Here is a 12,738-nt window from a genome sequence, read left to right on the forward strand (position 1 = left end):
CCGGCCCCGCGCGTCCGCGCGCCTGCGCCCCGCCCCGGGCGTCTTGACTGCGCCCCGCTCCCCCGGTACTCAGACAGCAGGGATTCCCGACCCGGAGGTGGCGCATGGCGACATCCACCCGGCACGAGACGCGCGCCCTGCTGCGTGCCCACCTCTCCGCCGCCTCCGGCTACCGCCATCTGACCCGGCACTGCCCCATCTGCCACCAACTCCTGCGCCTCGCCCTGGAGCCCGGCAGAGAGCCCGCAGGACGCCGCGAGACGGACCGGGGGGTCGCGGAGGACGAAAGTCCCCCCACCGCGTGACCAAAGGCGCCGGACGGCGGCCCCGACCGGTGGGAGCCTGGGTGAGAACGACGGACACTGCCACGCGAATCCCCTCTAACCCAAGGGCCTGGCCAGCAACAAGTGTTCGAGCGTGTGACGGGCATCACGGGACCAGTTTTGGAAACAGCGTTTCTTACACCCGTCCTACAACACCTCAATTTAATATGTGCAATTGCACCATCCCCAAGGCCCGCCGGGGCACTGCCGAAGGCCCACCCCACGACCCTCCGACGGACCTCCCCCGACGACCCGCCGAGCACCCGCCGGCGCTCCCCGGCAGGCCGTCACCGGCACTCCACCAGGGACCCACAGGGACGCCCACAAAGCCACGCGCAGGCACCCCACAGACCGCCCGGCCCGCACGGATCCGCGCATAAAAAAATCGCGCTGGACCCGGCGGAGTCCAGCGCGATCGACGACGCACCCTTGAAGCATGAGCAGGCGTGGGCCCGTTGGGGCAGACCCGCGTCGTGTGGAGCTATAGGTTGGGCGCGAATAGGGCTGGGGGGCCCGGAACGCCCGTTTTATTCAGTTGTTCAGGCCTCGCTGCGCTGCTGCGGAATGCCCGCGAGCAGTGCACGGACCTCCGCCTCGCGGTAGCGGCGGTGCCCGCCGAGCGTGCGAATCGACGTGAGCTTGCCAGCCTTTGCCCAGCGCGTCACCGTCTTCGGGTCGACGCGGAACATCGTGGCGACCTCAGCCGGGGTCAGCAGCGGCTCGGCATCAGGGGTGCGAGCGGTCATGAGCGGCCTCCTCGGGAGAACCGAACCTTCTCGGTTCATTCCTCTAAATTCTGCACCTTGACCCGCGTTGCCCGAAATGGCGGACGCGGGTCGAGTCGGTTATAGGACGAACGGCTTGTCCTCGGCACTACAACTACACCATCCGTCCAGCCGCGTCGGCCAAACCGATGGAATTGCCCTCCCAGGTGTTCATCAGCGACGGAAGCCGATGGACCATGCCATAGCGGACAGTCACGCCACTGTGACGATCAGTCACAGTGGCGTCCAGGAGTCACGAGACCCCCCATAGCGTGCAATGCTGAGATTCCGGCTGAACGCGGACGAAAGCAGCCGGAGGGAGCCCTCCCCGGACTCCTTGTCCTATTTTGGCACGAGGAGGGGCGATGGGCGCAAGGGTGAAGTAAGTGCCGTCTATCACTCTTGGGGCAAACGCCCGGATCAGGACCTACGTCCCCGCACGTCTGTCCGGTCAGTTCGCGAACTGCCGGTCCCGCACCGCACGCCAACGTTCCATCAGCCGCGCGTAAGCCGCTTCGGCACCGTCGCCATCACCGCGCCGCAGCGCCTCGATGCCCTCCGCCACGTCCGCAGCGGAATGATCATCATCCAGATCCTCCGCGGACAGAGCGTGCACCAGGCCGCCGTAGTCGAGTTCTACGAATGAACGCGGGTGGAACTCTTCGAGCCAGCGCCCCACATCCACCAGGCCGTCGATCAGCGGCCCCTCGTCCATCGTGTCCCGCAGCGTGCGAAGCCCCCGCGCGACCCGGCGGCGCGCCTGCACCATCGGCGTGCGGTAGCGCAGCACCGGCGCCTCGCCGTCCGCGGTCCCCTTGCCGTACTCGCGCTCGTCGTCCGCGACGAGCACGAACCAGTTCAGCGGGATCTGCCAGGTGGACGTGCGGATCCAGGGGCGGGCGTCGGGGTTGCGGGCCAGCCAGCGCTCGTAGTCCGCGGCGGACTGCCGGCGGACCACCGGCGGGAGCACCGCGTCCAGCACGGGTGTCGGCAGGCGCCCCGGCAGCTCGTCCAGCGCCTGCCAGCCGCGCAGTCGCGTACGCCACGGACACACGCACACCACACCGTCCGCCTCGATGACGAACGCGTCGTCGCTCTCGTGGACCGGCACGGGCACCGGCGGCGTGGGCAGCAAGTCGGCCAGCGAGCGGCGCAGTTCGTCCTGGTAGGAGGGGCGCTCGCGGCGCTGCGCATAGCGCTCCCAGTGGCTCCGCTCAGGCTCGGGGAACGCCGCGAGGGGTTCGTACACGCGTAGATACGACGCGTAGGGCACGGTCACCGAAGACACCTTGGGCACGGCTGCTCCCTCCCCCGGACTGCGCCTGGAAAACACTGCAAATCGTCCCATGGCCGAAGGTGAACGCACCTGGCCGGACACGCGCGTACTCCGGGAGAGGGTGATCCCCGGCACTGCGCATCTGGCGGCTCGGCGCAGGCTCTAGTCTCTTGCCCAACGGGGCCCGCCACCCGTACGGGCACCCTCTCTCCAACCGCCGCTACTTGACCGGGAGTCACCACAGTGACCGACGTAACCGGCGCTCCTGCCGATGTTCTGCACACCCTGTTCCGGTCGGAACAGGGCGGCCATGAGCAAGTCGTGCTCTGCCAGGACCGCGCCAGTGGCCTCAAGGCCGTCATCGCCATCCACAGCACCGCCCTGGGCCCCGCCCTCGGCGGCACCCGCTTCTACCCGTACGCGAGCGAGGCGGAGGCCGTCGCCGACGCCCTGAACCTCTCGCGCGGGATGTCGTACAAGAACGCCATGGCCGGCCTCGACCACGGCGGCGGCAAGGCCGTGATCATCGGTGACCCCGAGACGATCAAGAGCGAGGAACTGCTGCTCGCCTACGGCCGCTTCGTCGCCTCCCTCGGCGGGCGCTACGTGACGGCCTGCGACGTCGGCACCTACGTCGCCGACATGGACGTCGTCGCGCGCGAGTGCCGCTGGACGACCGGGCGCTCGCCCGAGAACGGCGGCGCCGGCGACTCGTCCGTGCTCACCGCCTTCGGCGTCTTCCAGGGCATGCGGGCCTGCGCCCAGCACCTGTGGGGCGACCCGACGCTGCGTGGCCGCAAGGTCGGCATCGCGGGCGTCGGCAAGGTCGGCCACCACCTCGTGGAGCACCTCCTGTCGGACGGCGCCGAAGTCGTGATCACGGACGTGCGCGAGGAGTCCGTACGGCGGATTCAGGACAAGCACCCGTCCGTCCGGGCCGTGGCGGACACCGAGGCGCTCATCCGTACCGAGGATCTCGACATCTACGCTCCGTGCGCCCTGGGCGGCGCGCTCGACGACCACTCCGTCCCGGTCCTCACCGCGAAGATCGTCTGCGGCGCGGCCAACAACCAGCTCGCCCACCCGGGCGTGGAGAAGGACCTCGCCGACCGCGGGATCCTCTACGCGCCCGACTACGTCGTGAACGCCGGCGGAGTGATCCAGGTCGCCGACGAGCTGCACGGCTTCGACTTCGACCGGTGCAAGACCAAGGCGGCGAAGATCTTCGACACGACGCTGGCCATATTCGCTCGTGCGAAGGCGGACGGGATTCCGCCGGCCGCCGCGGCCGACCGGATCGCCGAGCAGCGCATGGCTGAGGCCCGCCGCCGCTGACGTTCGGGGTGCCCGGGAGCGGCCCGGCGGCGGACACGGGAGACAAGACTCACGCCCGTCGGCGGGTCGCCCGCCAAGAAGAGGTTAAAATCGCAGCTGACCAGCGAGGACAGGGCACCTTGCTGGTCCTGCGCCCAGGCGCGTCCTGCGGGCGACGTACCGTATGGCCGCGGGAGCAGGTACCGTGGATGCCCTAAGGACGGGTCTCTCCGCGGAGAGCCCGTTCGAGATCATGAACGCGTGTCAAGACTCTGGGGCCGTCGAGCCCCGTCACCGAGGGGGTCGAGCCATGGGGCGCGGCCGGGCAAAGGCCAAGCAGACGAAGGTCGCCCGCCAGCTGAAGTACAGCAGCGGCGGGACTGACCTGTCGCGTCTGGCCAATGAGCTGGGCGCTTCGACCTCGAATCAGCCGCCGAATGGCGAGCCGTTCGAGGACGACGACGAGGAAGACGACCCGTACGCCCAGTACGCGGATTTGTATAACGACGACGAGGATGACGAGGACTCAGATGAGTCCGGTCCCTCGTCGCAGCGCCGCGGCGCTTGACCTCGCAGTCCTGCAGTCTGCAGTCCAGCAGTAGTTCTTCGCAGTTCTCGTTTTCGTAGCGACTGCACTTCACCCGGTCCGGGGTGGTCACACCGCCGGACCGGGTTTTGTGCTGCCCTGTGGGCCTTACTTGCTGTAGTCACCCGTGAGCGCCGCGCCCGTGGTGTGCTCGCCGCGCTCGGTGATCTCACCGGCGACCCACGAGTCCACGCCGCGGTCGGCGAGCGTCGCGAGCGCCGAGTCCACCGCGTCCTGGGGGACGATCGCCATCATGCCGACGCCCATGTTCAGCGTCTTCTCGAGCTCCAGGCGCTCCACCGCGCCGGCCTTGCCGACGAGGTCGAAGATCGCGCCGGGCGCCCACGTGGAGCGGTCCACGGTGGCGTGCAGGCCGTCCGGGATGACCCGGGCCAGGTTGGCCGCGAGGCCGCCGCCCGTGATGTGGCTGTACGCGTGGACGTCCGTGGTGCGGGTCAGCGCCAGGCAGTCCAGCGAGTAGATCTTGGTGGGCTCCAGAAGCTCCTCGCCGAGCGTGCGGCCGAGCTCCTCGATGTGCTGGTCGAGCTTCAGGTTCGCGCGGTCGAAGAGGACGTGGCGGACCAGCGAGTACCCGTTCGAGTGAAGGCCGGAGGACGCCATGGCGATCACCGCGTCACCCGTACGGATACGATCCGGGCCGAGCAGCCGGTCGGCCTCCACGACGCCGGTGCCGGCGCCCGCGACATCGAAGTCGTCCGCGCCGAGCAGGCCCGGGTGCTCCGCGGTCTCGCCGCCGACAAGGGAGCAGCCGGCGAGGACACAGCCCTCGGCGATGCCCTTCACGATCGCGGCGACACGCTCGGGGTGCACCTTGCCGACGCAGATGTAGTCGGTCATGAACAGCGGCTCGGCGCCGCACACCACGATGTCGTCCATGACCATCGCGACGAGGTCGTGACCGATGGTGTCGTACACGCCGAGGCGGCGGGCGATGTCGACCTTCGTGCCGACTCCGTCCGTGGCGGAGGCGAGCAGCGGACGCTCGTAACGCTTGAAGGCGGAGGCGTCGAAGAGGCCGGCGAATCCGCCGAGACCGCCGAGGCCGGCGACCTCGGGTCGCTGCGTCTTCTTCACCCACTCCTTCATCAGTTCGACGGCGCGGTCGCCCGCTTCGATGTCGACGCCCGCGGACGCATAGCTGGCACCAGGTGTCTCAGACATGGCTTGAGAACTTTCGTGTCGTACGACGGGGGTCTTACGGGCGACGGAGGGCGTCGGCGGCGGCGGTGTTCGCCGGTCCTGCCGCGAGCTCGGTCTCCAGGAGCTGCTTGCCGAGCAGCTCGGGGTCGGGAAGGTCCATCGGGTACTCGCCGTCGAAGCAGGCGCGGCAGAGGTTCGGCTTGTCGATGGTCGTGGCCTCGATCATGCCGTCGATGGAGATGTAGGAGAGGGAGTCGGCGCCCAGGGACTTGCCGATCTCGTCGATCGACATCCCGTTGGCGATCAGCTCGGCGCGCGTCGCGAAGTCGATGCCGAAGAAGCACGGCCACTTCACGGGGGGAGAGGAGATCCGGATGTGGATCTCTGCCGCGCCCGCTTCGCGGAGCATGCGGACCAGGGCGCGCTGGGTGTTGCCGCGCACGATCGAGTCGTCGACGACGACCAGGCGCTTGCCCTTGATGACTTCCTTGAGCGGGTTGAGCTTCAGCCGGATACCGAGCTGCCGGATGGTCTGCGAGGGCTGGATGAAGGTCCGGCCGACGTACGCGTTCTTGACCAGTCCCGCGCCGAACGGAATGCCGGAGGCCTCCGCATAGCCGATCGCGGCGGGAGTGCCCGATTCCGGCGTCGCTATGACCAGGTCGGCCTCGACCGGTGCTTCCTTGGCGAGTTTGCGGCCCATCTCCACGCGGGAGAGGTACACGTTCCGCCCGGCGATGTCGGTGTCGGGGCGGGCCAGGTACACGTACTCGAAGACACAGCCCTTGGGCTTCGCTTCTGCGAAGCGGGAGGTGCGCAGGCCGTTCTCGTCGATGGCGACGAACTCGCCCGGCTCGATCTCGCGCACGTAGCTGGCGCCGCAGATGTCGAGGGCGGCGGACTCGGAGGCGACGACCCAGCCGCGCTCGAGCCGTCCGAGGACCAGCGGGCGGATGCCCTGCGGGTCGCGGGCCGCGTAGAGGGTGTGCTCGTCCATGAAGACGAGGGAGAAGGCGCCCTGAACATCCGGAAGGATCTTGGTGGCGGCGTCTTCGATGGTCAGCGGCTTGCCGTCGTCGTCGACCTGGCCCGCGAGGAGCGCGGTGACGAGGTCGGTGTCATTGGTCGCCGCGAGCTGGGTGTTGCGGCCGTTCTCCTTGGGGAGGGCCGCGACCATCTCGGCGAGCTGCGCCGTGTTGACCAGGTTGCCGTTGTGGCCGAGCGCGATCGAGCCGTGCGCGGTGGCACGGAACGTCGGCTGGGCGTTCTCCCACACGGAGGCGCCGGTGGTCGAGTAGCGGGCGTGACCGACCGCGATATGACCTTGGAGAGAGCTGAGAGAGGTCTCGTCGAAGACCTGGGACACGAGGCCCATGTCCTTGAAGACGAGAATCTGGGAGCCGTTGCTCACCGCGATTCCCGCGGATTCCTGACCTCGATGCTGGAGGGCGTAGAGCCCGAAGTAAGTCAGCTTGGCGACCTCTTCACCGGGAGCCCAGACACCGAAGACGCCGCAAGCGTCCTGGGGGCCCTTCTCGCCGGGGAGCAGATCATGATTGAGTCGACCGTCACCACGTGGCACGCCACCAAGTGTAGGCGAGATCGACCACTGGTCCGAATTGGCGAACGTGATCGCGCGCTTGGTCGAGCCGGTGGCGCCGCCCGTGAAGCCTCTGTCCGGGGGTGCGCCGGCCTCCGCTCACCCCCTTCCGCCCGTCCCGGCCCTTCGGCGCGATCATGACGCTGACCTGGTTCTTCGTGTGCTACGGGCAGGGCTGGGCGGGCTCGGGTACGACACCGGCGGCGGGTGCGGGGCGGTGGGCGCCGGTGGGGGCGGCGCCGGGCGCGTGGGCGGTGGCGAGTGTGACGGAATTCGCTGCGGAGGCGGGGGCGGGTCGCGTTGCGGGTTGCAGGGTGCGGGCGCTGTCCGGTCAGTCCCGGCCCGCTCCCGCCGCGGCGCCGGTTCCGTCGGGGGCCGTCAGCGTCAGGGTGCGGCCCTGGACCTCGTACGACAGCTTCTGGGCGAAGAGCTTCAGGAGGGCGCGTTCGGTGTCCATGCGCGGGCCCTGGCAGAGCATGCGGGTGGTGACCGGGCTGCCGAGCGTGAGGTGGCCGTCGCGGAACTCGGCCTTCGCGCGGAAGCGGTTGCAGCCGAGGCTTCCGGTGGCGGTGCCCTCCTGGCCGTCCTTCTCGAAGGTCATCCTGGCGCGGCCCGCGACCTCCTTGGGCAGCGAGGTCGCGACGTCGTCGGACAGCAGGCTCGTGACGGTCCACTCGGTGCCGGTCAGCGGGGCCGGACGGTCCTTGACCAGGGCGATCGTGTCGCCGTCGTCGGTGGTGAGGGTGAGGTGGTCACCGTCGGTCCTGGCCCTGCTGCTGCCGCCGATGGCGCGGCTGAACGTCTTCTCGAAGTCCCGCTGCTTCTTGTCGGTGCACATCGTCATCGTCACGGCGGTCTTGCCGATACGGATCGTGTCGCCGTCGATCTCGGCCTGAGCGTCGAAGCTGTTGCAGCCGTTGTTGCCGCGCGCCCGGTCCGCCGAGGGGAACTCCACGTAGGTGCTCCCGGGGGCCTGTGTCGTTGCGCCGTCGACGGTGACGCTCTCGACGTTCCAGCGGACCCCGGTGACGGGCGTACCCGCGACGGACACGGTCTGTGATCCGCACGCTGCGACGGCCGCGAGGGGCAGGAGCGCGGCCAGGACGGTGAGGTTCCGGGATTGCTTGTGCATGGCGGTTGGACGGGCGGGGCGGTCGGATCGGTTCCCCCGATCCGCCATCGGGGTCAGCTCATGAGGGGCAGCAGCTTGCTGAGATCGGCCCGCTCGCCGCTCGCGCTGACCTTCGCGTCGTCCAGGGCGGCGCGCCACTCGACGCGTCCGGTGGCGAGGCGGATCCAGGTGAGCGGGTCCGTCTCGACGACGTTCGGCGGGGTGCCGCGGGTGTGGCGGGGACCCTCGACGCACTGGACGACGGCGAACGGCGGGATCCGCACCTCGGTCGACGCACCAGGCGCCTTCACGGCGAGGGCGTCGGCGAGCAGTCTCGTGCAGGCAGCGAGCGCCTGACGGTCGTAGGGGACATCGAGCCCCGGCAGCGCGTCATTCAGGTCGTCGGTGTGGACGACGAGTTCGACGGTACGGGTGACGAGGAAGTCGGCAAGGGTCATGGCGCCGAACCGCGTGGGGATCAGCCGGGTGTCGGGGGCCTCGGCGAGGGCCTCCTCGATACGGGCCGTCGTGCGCGCGAAGAGCTCCGACGGCTGCGCGCTCGCGCCGAGTTCACGGGTGCCGTCGGCGATGGCGGCGGACTCGGTGGCGGTCCCCGACGGCCACTCCAGGAGCGGGAGTTCATGCTTGGCCGGCTCGGGCATCTCCAGCCCCCTGGCCACCGCGCCGACCGCCATCGTCAAGTGCGCCGCCAGCTCCCGCACGGTCCAGTCACCGAGCCGGGTCGGGGCGCTGAGCTGCTCGGGAGTGAGGGAAGCCACCGCCTTCCGCACGTTCCCGAACTGGGCCAGGACGGCGGCACGGATCTTGGCGGAATCATAGGAGCGCGCACGCTTCTTGGCCGGAGACATGGGGGGAGCCTATGCCGCGACCGGCATCCGTTCCTCGCGAACGAGGGGGCCTACGGGGTGTCCGCAGGGAACGTCGAGGCCGGCGGGGAGCTTGACCCGTGAGCAGCCGCGGCGCTCGGTGACATCGGTGACGTAGGCGCGGAAGTCCTTCTCGAGGGCGGGGCCCTCAGCCCGTCGTAGGTGCGGCAGGCCGCCTCTGTCCCACGAACTCAACGCGAAGGCCCCACCCGGCAGTTCACAGCCGGGTGGGGCCTTCGCGTTCGTACGGGGACGATCGTCAGGCCAGCAGACCCGGGATCGTTGCCTCGTGGGCCTCGCGGAGTTCCGTGAGGGAGAGGGCGAACTCGCCCTGGACGTCGACCGCGTCGCCGTCGACCACGCCGATGCGGGTGGCCGGGAGGCCGCGTGCGCCGCACATGTCGGTGAAGCGCAGCTCCTCGCTCCGCGGGACGGCGACGACCGCGCGGCCCGCCGACTCGGAGAACAGGAACGTGAACGCGTCCAGGCCGTCGGGCACGATGAGCCGCGCGCCCTTGTCGCCGAGCATCGCCGACTCGACCACGGCCTGGATCAGACCGCCGTCGGACAGGTCGTGCGCGGCGTCGATCATGCCGTCGCGGGACGCCGAGATCAGGATGTCGGCGAGCAGCCGCTCCCGCTCCAGGTCGACCTGCGGCGGCAGACCGCCGAGGTGGTCGTGGACGACCTGCGACCAGGCCGAGCCGCCGAACTCCTCGCGGGTGTCGCCGAGCAGGTAGAGGAGCTGGCCCTCTTCCCTGAAGGCGACCGGCGTGCGGCGGGCGACATCGTCGATGACACCGAGCACGGCCACGACCGGCGTCGGGTGGATCGCCGCCTCGCCCGTCTGGTTGTACAGCGAGACGTTTCCGCCGGTCACCGGGGTGCCGAGGATCTGGCAGGCGTCGGCGAGACCGCGGATGGCCTCGACGAACTGCCACATGACGTCCGGGTCCTCGGGCGAACCGAAGTTCAGGCAGTCGGAGATCGCGAGCGGCTTGGCGCCGGTCGTCGCGACGTTCCGGTACGCCTCGGCGAGGGCGAGCTGCGCGCCGTGGTACGGGTCGAGCTTCGCGAACCGGCCGTTGCCGTCGGTCGCGATGGCCACGCCGAGCCCCGACTCCTCGTCGATGCGGATCATGCCCGAGTCCTCGGGCTGCGCGAGGACGGTGTTGCCCTGCACGAAGTGGTCGTACTGCGAGGTGATCCACTTCTTCGACGCCTGGTTGGGCGAGGACACCAGGGCGAGGACCTGCTGCTTCAGCTCGCCGCTGGAGGACGGGCGTGGCAGCTTGTTCGCGTCGTCGGCCTGGAGCGCGTCCTGCCACGCGGGGCGGGCGTAGGGGCGCTCGTAGGTCGGGCCCTCGTGGGCGACCGTGCGCGGGTCGACGTCGACGATCTTCTCGCCGTGCCAGAAGATCTCCAGGCGGTCGCCGTCGGTGACCTCACCGATGACGGTCGCGATGACGTCCCACTTCTCGCAGATCTCGAGGAAGCGGGCGACCTTGTCCGGCTCGACGACCGCGCACATACGCTCCTGCGACTCGCTCATGAGGATTTCCTCGGGCGAGAGCGTGGAGTCGCGCAGCGGTACGTCGTCCAGCTCGACGCGCATGCCGCCCGAGCCGTTGGACGCCAGCTCGCTGGTGGCGCAGGAGATTCCGGCGGCTCCGAGGTCCTGGATGCCGACGACGAGCTTCTCGGCGAACGCCTCCAGGGTGCACTCGATGAGGAGCTTCTCCTGGAAGGGGTCACCGACCTGCACGGCGGGACGCTTCGAGGGCTTCGCGTCGTCGAAGGTCTCGGAGGCCAGGATCGAGGCGCCACCGATGCCGTCACCGCCCGTCCGGGCCCCGTACATGATGACCTTGTTGCCCGGCCCCGACGCCTTCGCGAGGTGGATGTCCTCGTGCCGCATGACGCCGATGGCGCCCGCGTTGACCAGCGGGTTGCCCTGGTAGCAGGCGTCGAAGACGACCTCGCCGCCGATGTTCGGCAGGCCCAGGCAGTTGCCGTAGCCGCCGATGCCGGCGACGACACCGGGCAGGACACGCTTGGTGTCGGGGTGGTCGGCGGCGCCGAAGCGCAGCGGGTCCACGACGGCGACCGGGCGCGCGCCCATCGCGATGATGTCGCGCACGATGCCGCCGACGCCGGTGGCCGCGCCCTGGTAGGGCTCGACGTACGACGGGTGGTTGTGCGACTCGACCTTGAAGGTGACGGCGTAGCCCTGGCCGACGTCCACGACACCGGCGTTCTCACCGATGCCGACGAGCAGCGCGTCGGACTGCGGCGCCTTCTCGCCGAACTGGCGCAGGTGGATCTTGGACGACTTGTACGAGCAGTGCTCGGACCACATCACGGAGTACATGGCGAGCTCGGCGCCGGTCGGGCGGCGGCCGAGGATCTCCACGACGCGCTCGTACTCGTCCTTCTTCAGGCCGAGTTCGGCCCAGGGGAGCTCGACGTCGGGGGTCTGTGCGGCGTTCTCAACGGTGTCGAGGCTCATGAGGCGGCGACCAGCTTCTTGAGGATCGAGGTGAAGAAGGGGAGGCCGTCGGTGCGACCGGAGCCGACGAGCGGCTCGACGGCGTGCTCCGGGTGCGGCATCAGACCGACGACATTGCCCGCCTCGTTCGTGATGCCGGCGATGTCGCGAAGCGAGCCGTTCGGGTTGAAGTCGACGTAACGGAAGGCGACGCGGCCCTCCGCCTCCAGCATGTCCAGCGTGCGCTCGTCGGCGACGTAGCGGCCGTCCATGTTCTTCAGCGGGATGTGGATCTCCTGGCCGGCCGCGTAGTCGGCGGTCCAGGCGGTGTCCGTGTTCTCCACACGCAGCTTCTGGTCACGGCAGATGAAGTGCAGATGGTCGTTGCCGAGCATCGCGCCGGGGAGCAGATGCGCCTCGGTCAGGACCTGGAAGCCATTGCAGATACCGAGAACGGGAAGACCCGCCTTGGCCTGGTCGACGACGCTCTCCATCACCGGCGAGAACCGGGAGATGGCACCCGCCCGCAGATAGTCGCCGTAGGAGAATCCACCGGGCAGGACGACAGCGTCGACCTGCTTCAGATCCTTGTCCTTGTGCCAGAGGGCCACGGGTTCCGCGCCGGCGAGTCGGATCGCGCGCTGCGTGTCCCGGTCGTCGAGAGATCCGGGAAAGGTGACGACTCCAATACGAGCGGTCACTTTTCTGCCCCCACCGCGGGTTCTTCCACCTTCACGGTGAAGTTCTCGATCACGGTGTTGGCGAGGAACGTGTCGGCCAACTCATGGATACGGGCGAGGACGGCATCGTCAACGGGCCCGTCAACCTCGAGTTCGAATCGCTTTCCCTGACGTACGTCGGAGATGCCCTCGAAACCGAGGCGCGGCAGTGCACGCTGCACCGCCTGGCCCTGGGGGTCGAGGATCTCCGGCTTGAGCATGACGTCGACTACGACGCGTGCCACTGGCACTCCCGGTGTGTGGTGCTGAGCAGGTCCCTTCAGACTACCCGGACAAAATTTCTACTCGCGTAGACCGTAGGAAGCTACGAGAGCCGGATCACGTTACTGCAACAGCCCCGGTGACCCCGTGGAAAATCCGGGGAAAGATTTCGGAGACCCATTGCCTCCGGACACGCGGGGGGATTTAGTCGGTCTTCACAATGCAATGCCATGCAGGGTAAAAAGGAAATGGCGAAAGCTGGCAGTTCGCCTCTGCTTTGCCCCATA

General features: G+C 69.0%; 12 protein-coding genes. 3 read left to right on the forward strand and 9 right to left on the reverse strand.

Translation table 11 applies throughout. The annotated features are described in order from the left end of the window. Window positions 1-104 precede the first annotated feature (104 nt). Window positions 105-305 carry a DUF6274 family protein gene (locus ACY0PA_RS21005; RefSeq protein ID WP_473086054.1) on the forward strand — a complete coding sequence of 67 codons (201 nt, stop codon included), beginning with the start codon at window positions 105-107 and terminating at the stop codon, window positions 303-305. Between the two features lie 557 nt (window positions 306-862). Here the strand turns inward: ACY0PA_RS21005 and bldC are convergent. Beyond that, window positions 863-1,069 carry a developmental transcriptional regulator BldC gene (gene bldC / locus ACY0PA_RS21010; RefSeq protein ID WP_003949541.1) on the reverse strand — a complete coding sequence of 69 codons (207 nt, stop codon included), beginning with the start codon at window positions 1,067-1,069 and terminating at the stop codon, window positions 863-865. Between the two features lie 469 nt (window positions 1,070-1,538). Further along, window positions 1,539-2,384: a DUF8083 family protein gene (locus ACY0PA_RS21015; RefSeq protein WP_473086055.1), complete on the reverse strand. Its 846-nt coding sequence runs from the start codon at window positions 2,382-2,384 to the stop codon at window positions 1,539-1,541. A 222-nt stretch (window positions 2,385-2,606) separates the two neighbouring features. Between ACY0PA_RS21015 and ACY0PA_RS21020 the strand changes: the two genes are divergently transcribed. After that, entirely contained in the window at window positions 2,607-3,698 is a 1,092-nt protein-coding gene (locus ACY0PA_RS21020; protein WP_473086056.1) for a Leu/Phe/Val dehydrogenase, read from the forward strand. 289 nt (window positions 3,699-3,987) lie between these two features. After that, window positions 3,988-4,245, forward strand: coding sequence for a DUF3073 domain-containing protein (locus ACY0PA_RS21025; RefSeq protein WP_116512208.1), 258 nt, complete (start codon window positions 3,988-3,990; stop codon window positions 4,243-4,245). A 126-nt stretch (window positions 4,246-4,371) separates the two neighbouring features. On the opposite strand, the gene purM is transcribed toward ACY0PA_RS21025, so the two are convergent. From purM to purS, 7 genes are all read right to left on the reverse strand, one after another. Continuing rightward, window positions 4,372-5,445 (reverse strand): phosphoribosylformylglycinamidine cyclo-ligase, encoded by a 1,074-nt coding sequence (gene purM / locus ACY0PA_RS21030; RefSeq protein ID WP_453776480.1) that lies wholly within the window; start codon window positions 5,443-5,445, stop codon window positions 4,372-4,374. Window positions 5,446-5,479: 34 nt separating this feature from the next. Beyond that, on the reverse strand, window positions 5,480-7,006 hold the full coding sequence (purF, locus tag ACY0PA_RS21035) for an amidophosphoribosyltransferase (RefSeq protein WP_473086057.1): 1,527 nt from the start codon (window positions 7,004-7,006) through the stop codon (window positions 5,480-5,482). Between the two features lie 349 nt (window positions 7,007-7,355). Further along, on the reverse strand, window positions 7,356-8,156 hold the full coding sequence (locus tag ACY0PA_RS21040) for an META domain-containing protein (protein WP_473086058.1): 801 nt from the start codon (window positions 8,154-8,156) through the stop codon (window positions 7,356-7,358). A gap of 53 nt (window positions 8,157-8,209) precedes the next feature. Beyond that, window positions 8,210-9,004, reverse strand: coding sequence for a maleylpyruvate isomerase family mycothiol-dependent enzyme (locus ACY0PA_RS21045; RefSeq protein ID WP_473086059.1), 795 nt, complete (start codon window positions 9,002-9,004; stop codon window positions 8,210-8,212). A 277-nt stretch (window positions 9,005-9,281) separates the two neighbouring features. Continuing rightward, window positions 9,282-11,531, reverse strand: coding sequence for a phosphoribosylformylglycinamidine synthase subunit PurL (gene purL, locus ACY0PA_RS21050; RefSeq protein WP_473086060.1), 2,250 nt, complete (start codon window positions 11,529-11,531; stop codon window positions 9,282-9,284). Then, entirely contained in the window at window positions 11,528-12,211 is a 684-nt protein-coding gene (gene purQ, locus ACY0PA_RS21055; RefSeq protein ID WP_473086061.1) for a phosphoribosylformylglycinamidine synthase subunit PurQ, read from the reverse strand. Before purQ ends, purL begins: the two co-directional genes overlap by 4 nt. Beyond that, the gene (gene purS, locus ACY0PA_RS21060; protein ID WP_100598945.1) at window positions 12,208-12,474 is read right to left on the reverse strand and encodes a phosphoribosylformylglycinamidine synthase subunit PurS; all 267 of its coding nucleotides are present in this window, start codon (window positions 12,472-12,474) and stop codon (window positions 12,208-12,210) included. Before purS ends, purQ begins: the two co-directional genes overlap by 4 nt. Window positions 12,475-12,738 lie beyond the last annotated feature (264 nt).

The sequence above is a fragment of the Streptomyces sp. DS1-CR2 genome (assembly GCF_055760475.1).

Bases quoted from the DNA above. Each gene is read 5' to 3' on its own strand.
- ACY0PA_RS21045 (WP_473086059.1), bottom strand. From the start codon at position 9,004: ATGTCTCCGGCCAAGAAGCGTGCGCGCTCCTATGATTCCGCCAAGATC.
- ACY0PA_RS21025 (WP_116512208.1), top strand. From the start codon at position 3,988: ATGGGGCGCGGCCGGGCAAAGGCCAAGCAGACGAAGGTCGCCCGCCAG.
- bldC (WP_003949541.1), bottom strand. From the start codon at position 1,069: ATGACCGCTCGCACCCCTGATGCCGAGCCGCTGCTGACCCCGGCTGAG.
- purM (WP_453776480.1), bottom strand. From the start codon at position 5,445: ATGTCTGAGACACCTGGTGCCAGCTATGCGTCCGCGGGCGTCGACATC.
- purL (WP_473086060.1), bottom strand. From the start codon at position 11,531: ATGAGCCTCGACACCGTTGAGAACGCCGCACAGACCCCCGACGTCGAG.
- ACY0PA_RS21005 (WP_473086054.1), top strand. From the start codon at position 105: ATGGCGACATCCACCCGGCACGAGACGCGCGCCCTGCTGCGTGCCCAC.
- ACY0PA_RS21040 (WP_473086058.1), bottom strand. From the start codon at position 8,156: ATGCACAAGCAATCCCGGAACCTCACCGTCCTGGCCGCGCTCCTGCCC.